The organism is Pigmentiphaga soli (genome assembly GCF_039541095.1).
GTDB classification, from domain to species: Bacteria; Pseudomonadota; Gammaproteobacteria; order Burkholderiales; family Burkholderiaceae_B; genus Pigmentiphaga; species Pigmentiphaga soli.
Genome location: NZ_BAABFO010000012.1, coordinates 1 through 16,566, shown reverse-complemented (window position 1 = coordinate 16,566; position 16,566 = coordinate 1). Strand labels below are relative to the sequence as shown.

Here is a 16,566-nt window from a genome sequence, read left to right as displayed (position 1 = left end):
ATGGCGGCCGATCCGCGCCTGCCGCTGGCCGAGTTCGCCGGCTATTTGCGCGAACACGGCTACGCCGTGGGCTACGCCGAGGTGGCGCTGATGGCGCGCGCCGCCGCCGCGCTGCCGCCCGGCCAGTGGCCGCGCGCCGGCGCGCTATGGCGCGCGATCGCCGCCGGCGACCATCGGCAGTGGGCGCAGTATCCGGCCCTGCACCAGGCATTCTGGTTTCCGCAGGCCATGCGCGGCGCCACCCGCAGCGCGGGCATGACGCGCCGCGGCCGCACGCTGCCGGAACTGGTCGAGCAACTGCGCGGCAGCGGCGGTGACGCGCCCCCGCGCGCCGACGCCCCGCTGGCCGGCGCCGCCGCCGGCGAGGGCGAACGCCGCGACGCCGGCGTACCGCGCGCGCAGGGCGGCGCCAGCCGCACCGAAGCCCTGGAGCGTCGCGATTTCTCCCGCTGGCAGGCCGCCGACCTGGACCGCTTCGACGCCATCGTGCGCGCCTTCGAGCGCCGCCTGCGGCTGCGCCTGCTGCGGCGGCGCGAGCCCAGCACGCGCACGGCCGCCATCCACCTGCGCCGCTCGATGCGGGCCGCGCTGGCCACCGGCGGCGAACTGATCCGCCTGCATCACGTCCGCCCGCAGCGGCGCCGCCCGCGGATCGCGCTGCTGGTGGACGTCAGCCGTTCGATGGAGGTCCACGCGCGCTTCTTCCTGCAGGTGGCGCGCGTCTTCGTCGACCTGCTCGGCGCGCGGGCTTTCGTCTTCCATACCCGACTGGCCGAAGTGACGTGGCTGATGGCCCAGCGCGCCGAGCGCGCAGTGGAAAAGGTCGACGCGATGGCGGTGGGCTTCGGCGGCGGCACCCGCATCGCCAGCTGCCTGCGGCAGGCGGTGGACGCGCACCTGCGCCGCAGCCTGGGACGCGGCGACCTGTTCATCGTGTTCAGCGACGGCTACGACACCGACGACCCGGATGAGCTGGCCGCGGCGCTGGCCGGCGTGCGGGCGCGCGGCGCGCGCGTGTACTGGCTGCATCCCACCACGCAGCCGGCCGCCTCGGCCGCGCTGGCGCGCGCGGCGCCGCTGGTGGACCGCTTCATGGCCGTGCACGACCTGCACAGCCTGGCCCGCCTGCCTGAACTCCTGCCGGGGTAGGGAGCGCCAATGCATCGATGCGAGCCGGTTCCCCCGGCCCGCCCTGCCGAGCGGACCACATCCGGTCTTTGAAGGAGAGTCGCAATGGGATGTCTATTGAAGCAGGGCGGTGGCCTCTACCCCCGGCTACGCGTGGGCGCCGTACTGCTGGCCGCCGGCGAGGGGCGTCGCATGGGCGGCGTGGCCAAGCCGCTGATCCGGCTGGCCGGCGTGCCGCTGGTCAACCGCATGCTGATCGCCCTGAGCGGCGCCGGCGTCGACGAAGTGGCGGTGGTGACAGGCTATTGCCACGAATCGGTCGAGGCCAGGGTCAGGGATTTTCCCGTCACGCTGGTCCACCATCCCGACTATGCCGCAGGGCAACAGGGGTCGGTGCGGGCCGGGCTGGCGGCGCTGAACGGGCCGTTCGACGCGATCTTCATCGTGCCGGCCGACCAGCCGCTGATCGGCTCTGCCGACCTGGTCGAATTGATCGGCGCCTTCAAGCGGCGCCCCGGCGGCCATGCGCTGGTGCCCATGGCGGGCGGCCGGCGCGGCAATCCGGTGCTGCTCGACGATACCGCCCGCGAGCGCATCCTGGCCGGTTCGGCCAACGCGGGCTGCCGCCAGTTCATCGAGCGGCATCCCGATCTCGTCCACGCCTACGCCACCGACAACGAACATTTCGTGGTCGACCTGGACACCCTCGACGACGTGCGCCTGCTCGAGCAGCGCACCGGCTGGGCCTTCGTGCTGCCCGAGCCGGAATCCGGCGCCCGGAGCGCCCCGGCGCCGGCCTGCGTTGCCGCTATTGCACCTGCTGCATCGCAGCATCCACCGCTTCCCGCGTCAGCTGCGGCGCGAACAGGCGGATGAAATCGTAGGTATGGTTGCGTAAATAGCTATTGGCGCGCAGCGAGATCGATGTCATGCTCGACTGGAACAGATGCGTGGCGTCGATCGCCCGCAGCCCCTGGTCCTTGCGCCGGTTGAAGGTGACGGCCGTCATCACCGCGATGCCCAGCCCCAGCTCTACATAGGTCTTGCTGACGTCGGCGTCCACCGCGCCGAAGATGATGTTGGGCTGGATGCCGGCCTGCTTGAAGGCGTTCATCACCTTCCAGCGGCCGCTGAAGGCCGGGTCGTGCGTGATGATCGGGTAGGCGGCCACGTCATGCAGCGAGGGCCTGCGTATTTTGAGCAGGGGATGGCCGGCCTTCGTGATGATGCAGCGCTCCAGCTCGAAGCAGTCCAGCCGCACCAGGCTGGGAAAGGGGCGCAGGGTTTCGGTGCCGATGGCGAGGTCCGCGTCGCCCGACTCGACCATTTCGCAAATCTGGGTGGGGTTGCCCTGGCGCAGGTGCAGCTGGACCGCGGGGTGGCGCTGGATGAAGCGCTCTATCACCTTTGGCAACACGTAGCGCGCCTGGGTATGCGTGGTGGCGATAGTGAGGCTGCCGCCGTCGCGCGAGGTGATTTCCTCGCCCAGGCGCTTGAGGTTATCGATATCGTTCAGCACCCGCTGAACGATGGTGATGACTTCGCGTCCCGGTTCGGTCAGCCCCACGATCCGGTTGCGCTTGCGCGAAAAGATCTCGAAGCCCAGTTCGGACTCGATCATCTGGATGTGCTTGCTGATGCCCGGCTGGGACGTATGCAAGGCCTCGGCCGTATTGGAGATGTGGTTGCCGTGCCGGAATACCTCTAGAACGTAACGCAACTGCTGCAGCTTCATCGCAATTCAGAATAAACATAGTGAATACCAAGATAACACAATATTCTGGTGCGATATCTTGGCCTTTGCTAACGTACCGCTGCTAATCAATACCCTCTCCTGAAGAGTATTGCTGCGCGCCGGCCACGCCCTTGCGACCTGGCGCATCGAGACATTCGAGACAAATCGAACGGCTCGATTTCATACAAATCCAACATTCGAGACGCGGTTCCAAGGAGGACCGGCAATGCTCAAACTTCAAAGAGAATCGTGGTGTACCGTCGCCGGTAGCGCCGTACTGGCGTGCGGCCTGCTGGCAGCGGGTAGCGCGATGGCGGAATCGGCCGACAGCTTCCCCAGCAGGCCGATCCGGATCGTGTCCGGGTTCGCGCCCGGCGGCGGCACGGACGTCGCCGCGCGCATCGTGTCGCAGCCCTTGAGCGCGAGGCTGAACGGCCAGTCGATCGTGGTCGACAACAAGCCCGGCGCAGCCGGCAACATCGCCGCCGATTTCGTGGCCCGCTCCACGCCCGACGGCTACACCATGTACCTGACCAACGCGACCATCGCGATGCCGGGCATGTTCAACAACCTGCCGTTCGACGCGCGCAAGGATTTCGCGCAAGTGTCGCTGATCGGCTACGGGCCGTCGGTGCTGGTGATCAATCCGAAGCTGCTGCCGGTCAAGTCGGTCAAGGAACTGCTCGACTACGCCAGGAAGAATCCGGGCAAGCTGAACTACGCCTCGGGCGGCGTCGGCAACATCACCCACATGGCGATGGAACTGTTGATTTCGATGACCGGGATCGACGTGGTCCACGTCCCGTACAAGGGCGGCGCGCCGTCCGTCAACGCCATCGTCGCCGGCGAAGTGCCGATGGGCTTCACCGGGATCACCGGCACCCTGGGCCAGATCCGCCAGGGCACGCTGCTGCCGCTGGCCGTCACGTCGAAAACCCGCGTGCAGGCGCTGCCCGGCGTGCCGACCCTCGACGAAGCCGGCGTGAAGGGCTACGAGTCGTCGTCGTGGTATGGCCTGCTCGCCCCGGCCGCCACGCCCAAGCCGATCGTGGACAAGATCGGCAACGCGGTGCGCGACGCGCTCAAGACCAAGGAGCTGCGCGACAAGCTGCTGGCGCAGGGCATCGAGCCGGCGGAAGGCGGTTCGGCGGAATTCGCGTCGTACATGAGCGGCGAATTCGTCAAGTGGGACGGCATCATCAAGAAATCGAACATCAAGGCCGAATGAATCCGTATTTCGGCCATCGCGGGAATTCGATTTCACACAAGTCCAACATTCGAGACCGGAGTTCCAAGGAGGACCGGCAATGATCACACTTCAAAAAAAATCATGGTGTACCGGTGTCGGCGGCGCCGTACTGGCGTGCAGCCTGCTGGCGGCGGGTAGCGCGATGGCGGAGTCGGCCGACAGCTTCCCCAGCAGGCCGATCCGGGTGGTGTCCGGTTTCGCGCCCGGCGGCGGCACGGACGTCGCCGCCCGCATCATCTCGCAGCCGATGAGCGCAAGACTGAACGGCCAGTCGGTGGTGGTCGACAACAAGCCCGGCGCAGCCGGCAACATCGCCGCCGATTTCGTGGCCCGTTCCGCGCCTGATGGCTATACGTTGTACCTGAACAACGCGACCATCGCGATGCCCAGCATGTTCAACAACCTGCCGTTCGACGCGCGCAAGGACTTCGCCGCCGTGTCGCTGATCGGCTATGCGCCGTCGGTGCTGGTGATCAATCCCAAGGTCCTGTCGGTCAGGTCGGTCAAGGAACTTCTCGACTACGCCAAGAAGAACCCCGGCAAGCTGAACTATGCCTCGGGCGGCGTCGGCAACATCACCCACATGGCGATGGAATTGCTGATTTCGATGACCGGTATCGACGTCGTCCACGTTCCGTACAAGGGCGGCGCGCCGTCCGTCAACGCCATCGTCGCCGGCGAAGTGCCGATGGGTTTCGCCAGTGCCACCAGCACCCTGGGCCAGATCCGCCAGGGCACGCTGCTGCCGCTGGCCGTCTCGTCGAAGACCCGCGTGCAGGCGCTGCCCGACGTGCCGACCCTCGACGAAGCCGGCGTGAAGGGCTACGAGTCGTCGTCGTGGTATGGCCTGCTCGCCCCGGCCGCCACGCCCAAGCCCATCGTGGAGAAGCTCGGCAACGCCGTCCGCGATGCCCTGAAGAACAAGGAACTGCGCGACAAGCTGCTGGCGCAGGGCCTCGAGCCGCCCGAAGGCGGACCGGCAGAGTTCGCCTCGTACATGAGCGGCGAGTTCGACAAGTGGGAAGCGATCATCAAGAAGTCGAACATCAAGGCTGAATAAGCCAGTCCTTCGGCCATTGCGGGACCGCCCTCGGGGCCGCCGGCAGCAATAGGCAGGCACCGAGGGTTTTTTATTCCGCCCCGCAGCAATTTTCAACAACTGAAGCAGATACATCCATGAACCTCGAATCTACCGTCCATGACGTCGTGATCGTAGGCGGCGGCAACGCCGCGCTGTGCGCAGCCCTGTCCGCGGCCGAGCAGGGTGCCAGCGTGCTGGTGCTCGAGCGCGCCCCATTCGAAGAGCGCGGCGGCAATAGCGCCTACACCGACGGCAAAGTCCGTTTCGCCTACAACGGCGCCGAAGACATCATCGCCCTGTCGGACGACCTGACGCCCGAGGAAATCGCCACCAGCGATTTCGGTTCCTATACCGAGAACGATTTCTTCGACGACATGGCGCGCATCACCCAGCACCGCACCGATCCCGACCTGTGCGAAATCCTGGTGCGCAACAGCAACGCCACGATGCGCTGGCTGAAGGACAACGGCGTTCGGTTCATGCCGAACTACGGCCGCCAGGCGTACAAGACGGACGGCAAGTTCAAGTTCTGGGGCGGCGCGCCGCTGGCCACCTGGGGCGGCGGCCCCGGCCTGGTCGAAGCGTTGTTCAAGGCGGTCGAACGCAAGGGCGTGACGGTGGTCTACGACGCCTGGGTGCAAGACCTGATCCACGACGTCAACGGCGTTTCCGGCGTGAAGGCCCGCATCGACGGCCGCATCCAGGAGATCCGCTCGCGCGCGGTGGTGCTGGCCTGCGGCGGCTTCGAGGCCAACACCGAATGGCGCACCCGCTACCTGGGCAAGGGCTGGGACCTGGCCAAGGTGCGCGGCACCAAGTACAACACCGGCGACGGCCTGGCGATGGCGCTGAACATCGGCGCCCAGCCCTACGGCCACTGGTCGGGCTGCCACGCGGTCGGCTGGGAACGCTACGCCACCGACTTCGGCGACCTGGACCTCACGCCGCACTTCCAGCGCCACAGCTACACCTTCAGCATCATGGTGAACGGGCTGGGCAAGCGCTTTCTCGACGAAGGCGCCGACATCCGCAACTTCACCTACGCCAAGTACGGCCACCTGATCCTGGAGCAGCCGGGCCAGTTCGCCTGGCAGATCTACGACGACAAGGTCGCCCACCTGCTGCTCGACGAATACCGCACCAAGCACGTCACCAAGGTCAAGGCCGACACGCTGGAAGAGCTGGTCGCCAAGCTGGACGACGTCGACCCCGTGCAGGCCCTGAAGACCATCAAGGAATTCAACGCCGCCGTCAACAACGACGTGCCCTTCGATCCGAACATCAAGGACGGCAAGGGCACGAACGGCCTTGAAATTCCGAAGTCCAACTGGGCGCTGGCGATCGACAAGCCGCCGTTCCAGGCGTTCGCGATCACCTGCGGCGTGACGTTCACGTTCGGCGGGCTCAAAATCACGACCGAAGGTCAGGTGGTGGATACCAACCACGATCCGATCCCGGGCCTGTACGCGGCCGGCGAAATGGTGGGCGGCATCTTCTACTTCAATTATCCGGGCGCCAGCGGCCTGACCAGCGGCGCCGTGTTCGGCCGCCTGTCGGGCAAGAGCGCCGGCCTGGCCGCCAAGTCGCAGAAGGAATCGCAATGACCGAGAAAAGTCCCGGGGCACGCCTCAAGGCCCTGATCCATGCGCCCGAGATCCTGATCCTGCACGCCGTCTACGACGGCTTCACGGTCAGGCTGATCGAGAAGTACGGCTACCAGGCCGGCTTCCTGTCGGGCGCCGCGCTCAGCGAAAGCATGCTGGGCAAGCCCGACGTGGGCCTGATGGGCATGGAAGAAAACCTGACCGCCTGCCGCCGGCTGGCCGCCGCCTGCAACCTGACGCTGCTGGCCGACGGCGACACCGGCTACGGCAACGCGGTCAACGTCTACCACATGATCCAGAAGTTCGAGCAGGCCGGCGTCGGCGGGATCATGATCGAAGACCAGTCGTGGCCCAAGCGCTGCGGCCACATGCAAGGCAAGAGCGTGGTCTCGGCCGAGGAAATGGTCGAGAAGGTCAGGGCGGCGGTGGCCGCCCGCAAGGACCAGGACTTCGTCATCAAGGCCCGCACCGATGCCTTCGGCACCCATGGGCTTGACGAAGCCATCCGCCGCCTCAATCTATATGCAGAGGCCGGCGCCGACCTGCTGCTGGCCGACGCGCTGGCCACCGAGGAAGACATCAAGACCGTGGTGGCCAACGTCAGCAAGCCGCTGTGCGTCAACATGGGCTTCGCCATCCGCAAGCGTTCCACCACCGCGCTGATCTCGGCCAAGCGGCTGCAGGACCTGGGCGTTTCCGTGGTGATGTTCGGCCGCATGCTCAGCGCCTCGGCGCTGCAGGGGCTGAAGAACTCGCTGGAAGCGCTGGCCGCCCAGCGCGACAGCGACGAGGTGGTCGAGCGTCCCGATCTGCTGGTGTCGTTCGAAGAGCTGAACGACCTGATGGGCCTGAAGGCCATCAACCAGCTGGAAAAGCAATTCGCGACCGCGAAATGAGGGGCTGATACGTGGCACAAACCATTGCAGAAAAGATTCTCGAAGCGCACCTGATCGACGACAAGGACCGGGTCGAGCCCGGCCGGGTCGTGCGCGCCCGCGTCGATTTCGTGCTGTTCAACGACGCCAACGGCCCGGTGGCCTTCCGTCACTTCGCCAACATGGGCGGCGGCAAGGTCGCCGTGCCCGAAAAGGTCGGCCTGGTGTGCGACCATTTCGCGCCGGCTCCCAACGCCGCCGGCGCGCGGATGCTGGGCGACATGCGGCGCTTCGCGCGCGAAAAGGGCATCGAAAACTTCTACGACGTGGGCAAGGGCGGCATCGAGCACACCCTGATGCCCGAGCTGGGCCTGGTTGGCCCAGGCGACCTGGTGGCCGGCGGCGATTCGCACACCGGCACCGCGGGCGCCTTCAACGCCTTCGGCACCGGCATGAGCTGGGCCGGCATGGCGGCCATCATGGTGCTGGACGAGACCTGGTTCCGCGTGCCGGAATCGATGCGCTTCAACCTGCACGGCAAGAAGGCCGCGCACGTGACCGGCAAGGACGTCATCCTGCAGATCCTGCAGGGCATCGGCGTCGACGGCGCGCTGTACCGTTCGATGGAATTCGCGGGCCCCGGCATTGCCGAGTTCAACATCGACGAACGCATGGGCATCTGCAACATGGTGGTCGAGGCCGGCGCCAAGACCGGCATCGTCGAGGGCGACGACATCACCCGCGCCTGGGCCGAGGCCACCTGCAAGCGGCCCTGGAAGATCGTCAACGCCGACGCCGGCGCGCAGTACTACTCGCACCACGACATCGACCTCGCCACCATGCGCCCCATGGTGGCCAAGCCGTACTCCCCCGAGAACGTGGTGTCGATCGACGAGATCAAGCCGGGCGTGCACGTCGACCAGGTCTACATGGGCAACTGCGCCAACGGCACCATTTCCGACCTGCGCCAGATCGCCAGCGTGCTCAAGGGCCGCAAGGTGGCCAAGGGCACCCGCGCGATGATCGTGCCGGCCACGCAGAAGATCTACATGCAGGCGATGGCCGAGGGCCTGATCGAGCAGTTCATCGAGGCCGGCGCGGCCGTCAGCACGCCCACCTGCGGCGCCTGTTTCGGCGGCCACAACGGCGCGCTGGACGACGGCGAAGTCGCGTTCGCCACCATCAACCGCAATTTCAAGGGCCGCGGCGGCCACGCCGGCGCCCAGGTCTATCTGGGCAACTCGTATGTCGCCGCCGCCACCGCGGTGGCCGGCGAGATCATCGACCCGGCCAAGCTCTGACGAGGCAGCGACATGATATTCAAAGGCAATGTGCAAAAGCTCGGCGACAGCGTCGACACCGACGTGATGGTTCCGGGGCGCTATCTGTCGCTGCTGAACCCGGCCGATATCGCCAAGCATATCTTCGAGGAAGTCGATCCCGGCTTCGTCAAGCGCGTGAGCCCGGGCGACGTGATCGTGGCCGGCCGCAACTTCGGCTCGGGCTCCGGCCGCGAACAGGCGCCGTTCGGCCTGAAGGCGCTGGGCATCAGCTGCATCATCGCGGCCAGCTTCTCGCGCACCTTCTACCGGATGTCGATCGACCTCGGCCTGCCGATCCTGATCAGCCCGGAAGTGGCGGCCGCCGCCCAGCAGGGGCAGAAGATCGAGGTCGACACCCGGACCGGCAAGGTGCTGCTCGACGGCAAGGAATTCCAGGCCGAGCCGATGCCCGAGTTCATCCAGGAAATCATCGACATGGGCGGCGTGACCGACTGGGTCAAAAAGGAAGTGGCACGCCGCAAGGCGGCGGCCGCGGGGCAGGCGAACTGACATGATCCGCAAAACTGTGGGGGCGGCCCTGGTGGCAGGGCTGGCGGCGGCGACGACCGGCGGGGCGGCCGTGGCGGCCGACAGCTATCCGTCCAAGCCGATCCGCATCGTGGTGGTGTACCCGCCGGGGGGAGGGATCGACATCATCGCGCGCGAGATGGGCAAGAAGCTGACCGACGTGTGGGGCGTGCCGGTGGTGGTGGAGAACCGCCCCGGCGCCGGCACCACGCTGGGCGCCAACGCGGTGGCCAAGTCGGCCCCCGACGGCTACACGCTGCTGATGACCGACATCAGCTTCGCGATCGCGCCGAGCCTGTACAAGAGCCTGCCGTACGACACGGTGCGCGACTTCGCGCCGATCAGCCTGGTCAACCTGGTGACCGACATCATGGTGGCGCACCCCGACGTGCCCGCCAACAACGTCAAGGAACTGATCGCGCTGGCCAAGGCCAGGCCCGACGGCCTGGTGTACGCGTCGGCCGGCAACGGCACGCTGAACCACCTGGCGCCCGAGATGTTCAAGTCGATGGCCGGCATCAACATGGTCCACGTGCCGTACAAGGGCGCGCTGGCCGCGCTCAACGACGTCATGGCCGGCCGCGGCCAAATCTACGTGGGCGCGCTGATCTCCACCGTGCCGCAGATCAAGGCCGGCAAGATCAAGGCGATCGCCGTCACCGGCGCGCACCGCTCGCCGGTGCTGCCCGATGTGCCCACCATCGCCGAATCCGGCGTGCCGGGCTACGACGTGGCCGCCTGGTATGGCCTGCTGGCGCCCGCCGGCACGCCGCAGGCCATCGTCGACAAGATCAACAAGGAAGTGGTGCGCATCGTCAAGGAACCCGAGTTCGCCAAGCGCCTGGCCGACGACGGCAACGAAGTCGTCGGCAGCTCGCCCAAGGAGTTCGCCACGTTCCTCGACAGCGAAATCGCCAAGTGGCGCAAGGCCGTGGTCAGCGCAGGCGCCACGGTGGACTGACGCCGCACACGCAAGAGGTGGCACTTTGAAGCAATATCGACTTCCCGCCGTGTTCGCGCGCGGCGGCACCAGCAAGGGCCTGCTGCTGCACCGCCGGGATCTTCCCGCCGACCGCAAGCAATGGGATCCGCTGTTCCTGGGCGCGATGGGCAGCCCCGACCCCTACGGCCGCCAGCTCGACGGCATGGGCGGCGGGCTGTCGTCGCTGTCGAAGATCTGCGTGATGGGACCGCCGACCCGGCCCGACGCCGACGTCGACTACACCTTCGCCCAGGTGCTGATCAAGCAGTCGCACGTGGACTACCAGCCGCTGTGCGGCAATATGTCGGCGCCGGTCGGCCCGTTCGCGGTCGACGAAGGCCTGGTGAAGGTCGAGGGCGACACCGCCGTGGTGCGCATCCACAACACCAACACCGGCAAGATCATCGTCTCCACCTTCCCGATGGAAGGCGGCCTGGCGGCGGTCGACGGCGACCTTGAAATTCCGGGCGTGTCGGGCACCGGCGCGCCGCTGCGGCTCGATTTCCTCGACCCGGGCGGCGCCTCCACCGGCAAGCTGCTGCCCACCGGCAAGGTGCTCGACGTGCTGGAAGTGCCCGGCTACGGCCCGATCGAGGCCTCGCTGATCGACGCCAGCAATGCCTGCGTGTTCGTGCGCGCGTCCGACCTCGGCCTGACCGGCAAGGAAACCCCGGTCGAGATCGAAGACAACGCCGCGCTGATGGCCCGCCTGTCGGCGATCCGCATCGCCGCCTCGCTGCGCATGGGCCTGGCGCGCGACGAGGCCGAAGCCGCGGCCAAGACGGCGATTCCCTTCATCGGCTTCGTCGCGCCCGCGTCCGATTTCACGACGCTGTCGGGCCAGACCATCCCGGGCGGCTCGGTCGACCTGATCGCCCGCGTGATCTCCAACGGCCAGCCGCACCGCGCGCTGCCGCTGGGCGTTTCGATGTGCATGGCGGTCACCGCGCGCATCACCGGCACCATCGTCCAGCAGGCCACCCGCGCGCCGGACGGCCCGAACGACGACCTGCGCATCGGCATGCCCTCCGGCATCCTGAAGGTAGCCGCCGAAGTCGTCCAGGAAAACGGCCAATGGCACGTCCGCCGCGGCGGCTTCTACCGCACCCAGCGCCGCCTGTTCGAAGGCACGCTCCTCGTCCGCGGTGCGGCCGGGGCAGGGATCCCCCCTACGCGCTGACGCGCGCCCCCCACCCAGGGGGCGACGCCAGCGGACCGGCAAAGCCGGATCCGCAGCGTCCTGGATGAAACCCAGGCATGCCCGAGGCCAACGCAAAAAGGCCACCTTCCATTCCACAGGAGGGTGGCCTTTTTCACGGCCCCACGCATGTCACTATCCCATCCAGGGTGCAGCGGATCCGGCTTTGCCGGTCCGCCAGCACCGCCCCCTGGGGGGCGCGCCTCAGCGCGTAGGGGGGCCTACTTCACAACCTCGTGGCGCAGGGTGTATTTCTTCAGCGCGTTTTCGTCGATCGTGATGCCCAGGCCCGGGCCGGTCGGCACGTCGGCGTAGCCGTCCTTCACGACGAAATCGGTTTCGGGAACCAGCGGATCCGGCGCCGTGGTGTTCAGGCCCAGCACGAACTCGCCCGCGCCCATCATCCGGCGCGCCGGGATGCTGGCGTAGAAGTGCGCCGTAGCGGCGGCTTCCAGCTGCGACTGCGAGGCGATGCCGCCGCAGTTGAGCAGGATGTTGGAGGCCTCGGCCACCGCCGCGATCTTGCGCGCCGCGCTCAGGCCGCCGACCTTGTAGAGCTTGATGCAGAAGGCATCCACCGCCTCGGCCTCGGCCAGCGCGTAGGCGTCCTGCAGCGTGAAGAGGCCTTCGTCGGCCATCAGCGGGATGCCGGCGCATTCGCGGCGGATCGCCGCCATGCCCTTCAGGTCGCGCCGCGCGATGGGCTGTTCGACGTAGCCCAGGTCGAACGGCCGCAGCGCGTGGATCGCGCTGATGGCATCGGGCACCGTCCAGCCGGTGTTCGGGTCGACCCCGATGACGACGTCCTCGCCCACCGCGCGCCGCACCGCCTCGAAATGGCGGACGTCCTGCCGCCAGCCGCGGCGGTCGGCCGCCTTCAGGCACAGCACCTTGATGCCGAACTCTTCCACCGCGCGGGTGGCCTCGGCAATGATCACGCCTACGTCGTCGGCCATGCTGACCGACCATTCGAGCGGAATGTGCGGCTGGCAGGCGCCGCCGATCAGCTTGTGCACGGGCAGGCCGAGCGCCTTGCCCATCGCGTCGTGCAGCGCGATGTCGAGCACCGCGCGGGCGGCCGGATTGCCGTGCAGGCGCAGATCGCAGGCTTCGTTGATGCCTTCGATGTCGAACAGATCCTTGCCGAGGATCGCGGGCCCGAGGACTTCGGTGATCGCGGCGACCGAGCTGTGGGTCGTGTCGGCCACGAAATGGCCGGGAGCGATGGGGCGGATCTGCGCGGTGCCCACCACGCCGTCGGCATGGATGCGGACCAGCACGGGCTTGCCCAGGACGCGGCCGAGCGGGCCGGTGTCGTAGTTGCCGCTGGAGAAAACGCGCTGCAGGCGGACAGGCAGCTCCGTGACGAAGACTTCAATACGTTCGATCATGTCTCGAGCTCTTTTTGTGGAGTGAATTTACGCCGACGCTCAAGGTACCGAACTTCTTTCATCACAGAAAATAATATTTGTGCATTCTGCCATCCGACAACAGAATGCTGGGCGGCTCTCCACGCCGCCGCCTGCATCATCGCCGCCGCATCGGCGATGGCGGCGGCTTGGCGCATCAGCCGCCGTTACGGTCAGGCCAGTAGAAACTCACGTCGGCGTGGCCCTTGGCCGGCACCTGCACCGCCTTCGCCTGGCTGGCGCCGTCCGCCTCGGCCGCTACCTGATAGCGGCCGGGTTTCAATGCCACCAGCAGGTAGGGCCCTTCGGTCGTCACCGACAGCACCGGCGTACCGCGCTCGTCGCGGATGGCGACCTTGACGTTGGACTGGAACGCGCCGCTGCTGGCGGCCGCCAGGATCCGCAGGCTGTAGCGCGGCATGATGGAACGCAGGTAGGCGGACTCGTCGGCGCCCACGCCGCCGGTGACATAGGAAATGCCATTGCTGGACCGCTCGGGAACCGGCGCCGGATCGTCGGCGCGGGCGACGCCGGCGCACAGCGCCAGCGACAGGGCGGCCGCCAGCAGGCGGCCGGGGGGCAGGGCAGGAAATCGCATGGTTCGCTCCTTTGAGTGCCTGGCGGCCGGCCGACCCTGCGAAGGCAAGGCCTCCCGGCCATCCGTGCAAGAACTATAGGGGCCGCGGCTTGGCGCGGATTGACGTGCGTCAACGCCCTCCGGCGCCGTTGCCGGATACGGGGTTCGCCGTCTGCGGCAGCAAGCAATGTGCCCGCGGCGCGGCCCGCCCCATCCGGCGCGACTCGTTCAGTGCGAGAACAGTACCGGCACCGTCATCGATTCGATCAGCGTGCGGGACGCCCCGCCCAGGATCGATTCGCGCAGCTGGCTGTGGCCGTAGGCCCCCATCACGATCAGGTCGCTGCCGTAGTCGGAGGCGGCGTTGAGGATGGCATCGCCCACGCTCACGCCGGTGTCCTCGCGGATCGCGCGCTGCGGCTGGGGCAGGCCATGGCTGCGGCAATAGGTGGCCAGGTCGTCCGTCTCGCTTTCGGGGTCGGTCGCCCTGTCGTCGCGCGGGTCGATGGTCAGCAACACCACTTCCTCCGCGCGTTGCAGCAGCGGCAGGGCGTCGGCCAGGGCTCGGGCGGCTTCGCGGCCGCCGTCCCAGCAGACCAGCGCGCGGCGCCCGATCGTGGCCGGTTCGCCGGCATAGGGCAGCACCAGCACCGGCCGGCCGGCCGACAGGATGACCGAGGCGACGATGCCGGGCATGCGCACCGGGCCGGGCTCGTCGCTCGACGGCTGCTGCATGACCAGCACGTCGCCGTACCGGGCCTGCGTGGCGAGCACCCGTTCCGGCAGGTCCTCGGCCGTGCGCCACTGCCAGCTGGCGCCTTCCTCTTGCGCGGTTTCGAAGAACAGGCGCTGCGCCCGCCCGCATTCCTCCACCAGCCGGCGCTCGAGCATCGAGCGGATCTCGGCCGTAACGAAAATACCCTCGTAAGCCTGTTGCGGCTGCAGGAAGCTGGCGTAGACGCCCACCAGTTCCGCCCCGTGCTCCACGGCCAGCCGGGCAGCGGCGCGCACCCGTCGCTGGCAGCTGGAGTCATAGTCGATGTGCACAACGATTCGCCCTAGCATGGGACACCTCCTTGGTAGAAAGGCCATTGTGCGCGGCGTAGGATGGCGAAGGTTGATCAGGCTCAAATTGCCGCCCGGCCGCGCAGCGCGACCATGTACGCTTGCGTAAACGATACGCTTGAACAAAATGAATGCGTGTCTTTTGGAGGGAAGAAGCCGATGAGCGATGCCGATCAACTCAGATGGAACCGCCGGTATGCCGAGGGCAGCTACCGGTCCCGGAGCATGCCTTCGCCGTTCCTGGAGCACTGGCTGGGCCATGTGCCGGCGGGACGGGCGCTCGATGTCGCCTGCGGCGCCGGGCGCAATGCGCTGCGCCTGGCCGAGGCCGGTTTCGCCGTCGATGCCGTGGATATTTCTACCGTGGCACTGGAGATGGCCGGCGAAGAGGCGAGGCGACGCCAACTGACGGTCAATTGGCAAGCCGGCGATCTGGACAGCCTTGCCTTTGAACCGGGCGCCTATCAACTGATCACGGTATTCCGCTTCCACGATCCGGCGCTCTGGCCCAGGCTCATCAAAGCTTTGGCGCCGGACGGCTGGATACTGGTGGAGCACCACCTGCGCACACCCTTGCCCGTGGCAGGGCCTGAAAGCGAGGCATTCCGCATCGCGCCGGGGGAATTGCTGGATGTTTTCAAGGCGCTCCGGATCGTCCATTACTCGGAAAAGATCGAAGAGCCGGTGCCAGGAAGAATCGAGGCCAATGTGCGCGTGGCGGCGTGCAATGGCTTTCCGGGATGGTAGCTGCGTCAGCTAGACTATTGAAGTCATGGGTCAGCTGCAACCTCCCCGCACCCTCGAAACCGTCCGGAGTTTCCTGCGTCCGGTATCGGTCGACGACGCACAGGCCATCTTCGACAGCTACGCCAGCAGTCCCGTCGCTACGCGGTTCATGAACTTTCCTCGCCAGCAAATTCCGGCCGAAGCGGTTCAATTCGCGATGCGTTGCGCCCGATGCTGGGAGGACCGCACAGCCTTTCCCTGGGCCGTCGTTTCAAAAGCTGGCGGCGATTTCATGGGCATCGTCGAGCTGCGCCTCGATCCGCCGAAAGCGGACTTCGGATACGTCTTCGCGGAGCGATTCTGGGGGCACGGCCTTGGAACGGAGGCGGCGCGGGCAGTCGTTGATTGGGCGTGTGCGCAACCCGAGATTTATCGAGTTTGGGCGACATGCCACCCTCAGAATACGAGATCTGCCCGCGTGCTGGAGAAGCTGGGTTTGGCTCTTGAAGCAAGACTCGAGAATTGGGAGGCACGTCCGCAGCTTGGCGAAGCGGCGGGACCGAGCCTTGTATTTGCCAAGGTTCTTTCGCGATAGCGGTCCCAAGCGGATCGCGGTGCCGCCGGGAATGAGTCCGGCAAATTGCTGTTTCAGAAGGACGTGCTGCTTGCATGGCCGAAAATCGCCGGCGCTCCGGATCAGGCACTGGCAAGGGCGGCCGCCAGAGAACATCGGCGCCTTGCTCGCGTTGAACGCGAGTGATTTGAGCCGGGTGAAGGATCATGCCGTTGATCGCGCTACGCAGTCCCGGCGGATCCGCGGCTCGCCTTCACCGAGGGGCAGAAGGCAAAATTCCAGGTTTGCAAGGCCACCCTTCAAGCAAACCAGGGCGTACGCGATAGGGCCGCGCTGATAGCCGCGAGCCGGCAATATTCCCAATGCATGCGGAACGCGCTGGGGCGCAATTGAATGCCGCCCGGCATCATCGGCTGCTGCCTTTCGCTTGTATTGCGGCGATGGTCTCGGGCCATAGCTGTCAACGCCGGTTGAAAACTGACCCCTTTGTCGGCGCTCGCGCCGAAGTAAATT

Annotated in this window: 18 protein-coding genes; 12 read left to right on the top strand and 6 right to left on the bottom strand. The window is 66.9% G+C overall.

Features of this window, described 5'->3' with window-relative positions; translation table 11 throughout:
• Positions 1–1,149: a VWA domain-containing protein gene (locus tag ABD927_RS13470; protein WP_345250248.1), complete on the top strand. Its 1,149-nt coding sequence runs from the start codon at positions 1–3 to the stop codon at positions 1,147–1,149.
• An 84-nt stretch (positions 1,150–1,233) separates the two neighbouring features.
• A complete protein-coding gene (locus tag ABD927_RS13465; RefSeq protein ID WP_345250246.1) occupies positions 1,234–2,004 on the top strand; it encodes a nucleotidyltransferase family protein in 771 nt (256 codons plus the stop codon).
• Here ABD927_RS13465 and ABD927_RS13460 read toward each other — a convergent pair.
• Positions 1,937–2,863, bottom strand: coding sequence for a CysB family HTH-type transcriptional regulator (locus ABD927_RS13460; RefSeq protein ID WP_345250244.1), 927 nt, complete (start codon positions 2,861–2,863; stop codon positions 1,937–1,939). The two genes, ABD927_RS13465 and ABD927_RS13460, sit on opposite strands and share 68 nt — an antisense overlap.
• A gap of 226 nt (positions 2,864–3,089) precedes the next feature.
• Here ABD927_RS13460 and ABD927_RS13455 point away from each other — a divergent pair, with 226 nt between their 5' ends.
• From ABD927_RS13455 to ABD927_RS13420, 8 genes are all read left to right on the top strand, one after another.
• Positions 3,090–4,091, top strand: a complete 1,002-nt coding sequence (locus tag ABD927_RS13455) for a Bug family tripartite tricarboxylate transporter substrate binding protein (RefSeq protein WP_345250242.1) — start codon at positions 3,090–3,092, stop codon at positions 4,089–4,091.
• A 79-nt stretch (positions 4,092–4,170) separates the two neighbouring features.
• Positions 4,171–5,172, top strand: a complete 1,002-nt coding sequence (locus ABD927_RS13450; RefSeq protein WP_345250240.1) for a Bug family tripartite tricarboxylate transporter substrate binding protein — start codon at positions 4,171–4,173, stop codon at positions 5,170–5,172.
• Between the two features lie 116 nt (positions 5,173–5,288).
• Positions 5,289–6,797: an FAD-dependent tricarballylate dehydrogenase TcuA gene (gene tcuA, locus ABD927_RS13445; protein WP_345250238.1), complete on the top strand. Its 1,509-nt coding sequence runs from the start codon at positions 5,289–5,291 to the stop codon at positions 6,795–6,797.
• Positions 6,794–7,693: an isocitrate lyase/PEP mutase family protein gene (locus ABD927_RS13440; RefSeq protein WP_345250236.1), complete on the top strand. Its 900-nt coding sequence runs from the start codon at positions 6,794–6,796 to the stop codon at positions 7,691–7,693. The genes tcuA and ABD927_RS13440 overlap by 4 nt, the downstream gene beginning before the upstream one ends.
• Positions 7,694–7,704: 11 nt before the next feature.
• On the top strand, positions 7,705–8,973 hold the full coding sequence (locus ABD927_RS13435; protein WP_345250234.1) for a 3-isopropylmalate dehydratase large subunit: 1,269 nt from the start codon (positions 7,705–7,707) through the stop codon (positions 8,971–8,973).
• Positions 8,974–8,985: 12 nt separating this feature from the next.
• Entirely contained in the window at positions 8,986–9,504 is a 519-nt protein-coding gene (locus ABD927_RS13430; RefSeq protein WP_345250232.1) for a LeuD/DmdB family oxidoreductase small subunit, read from the top strand.
• A 1-nt stretch (position 9,505) separates the two neighbouring features.
• Positions 9,506–10,483 carry a tripartite tricarboxylate transporter substrate binding protein gene (locus tag ABD927_RS13425; protein ID WP_345250230.1) on the top strand — a complete coding sequence of 326 codons (978 nt, stop codon included), beginning with the start codon at positions 9,506–9,508 and terminating at the stop codon, positions 10,481–10,483.
• A 25-nt stretch (positions 10,484–10,508) separates the two neighbouring features.
• Positions 10,509–11,684, top strand: coding sequence for a 2-methylaconitate cis-trans isomerase PrpF family protein (locus ABD927_RS13420; protein WP_345250228.1), 1,176 nt, complete (start codon positions 10,509–10,511; stop codon positions 11,682–11,684).
• Positions 11,685–11,923: 239 nt separating this feature from the next.
• On the opposite strand, the gene ABD927_RS13415 is transcribed toward ABD927_RS13420, so the two are convergent.
• The 4 genes from ABD927_RS13415 to ABD927_RS13400 form a co-directional block, all read right to left on the bottom strand.
• The gene (locus tag ABD927_RS13415) at positions 11,924–13,093 is read right to left on the bottom strand and encodes a mandelate racemase/muconate lactonizing enzyme family protein (protein ID WP_345250226.1); all 1,170 of its coding nucleotides are present in this window, start codon (positions 13,091–13,093) and stop codon (positions 11,924–11,926) included.
• Complete coding sequence (locus tag ABD927_RS13410) at positions 13,090–13,269, bottom strand: hypothetical protein (protein ID WP_345250224.1); 180 nt, start codon at positions 13,267–13,269, stop codon at positions 13,090–13,092. Before ABD927_RS13410 ends, ABD927_RS13415 begins: the two co-directional genes overlap by 4 nt.
• Positions 13,269–13,709 carry a carboxypeptidase-like regulatory domain-containing protein gene (locus ABD927_RS13405; protein WP_345250222.1) on the bottom strand — a complete coding sequence of 147 codons (441 nt, stop codon included), beginning with the start codon at positions 13,707–13,709 and terminating at the stop codon, positions 13,269–13,271. The genes ABD927_RS13410 and ABD927_RS13405 overlap by 1 nt, the downstream gene beginning before the upstream one ends.
• 207 nt (positions 13,710–13,916) lie before the next feature.
• Positions 13,917–14,753, bottom strand: coding sequence for a universal stress protein (locus ABD927_RS13400; protein ID WP_345250220.1), 837 nt, complete (start codon positions 14,751–14,753; stop codon positions 13,917–13,919).
• A 42-nt stretch (positions 14,754–14,795) separates the two neighbouring features.
• Here ABD927_RS13400 and ABD927_RS13395 point away from each other — a divergent pair, with 42 nt between their 5' ends.
• A complete protein-coding gene (locus tag ABD927_RS13395) occupies positions 14,796–15,500 on the top strand; it encodes a class I SAM-dependent methyltransferase (protein WP_345250218.1) in 705 nt (234 codons plus the stop codon).
• Between the two features lie 25 nt (positions 15,501–15,525).
• Positions 15,526–16,074: a GNAT family N-acetyltransferase gene (locus tag ABD927_RS13390; RefSeq protein WP_345250216.1), complete on the top strand. Its 549-nt coding sequence runs from the start codon at positions 15,526–15,528 to the stop codon at positions 16,072–16,074.
• A gap of 278 nt (positions 16,075–16,352) precedes the next feature.
• Here the strand turns inward: ABD927_RS13390 and ABD927_RS13385 are convergent.
• The coding region (locus ABD927_RS13385) for a hypothetical protein (protein WP_345250214.1) at positions 16,353–16,566 on the bottom strand (214 nt) is incomplete at its 5' end.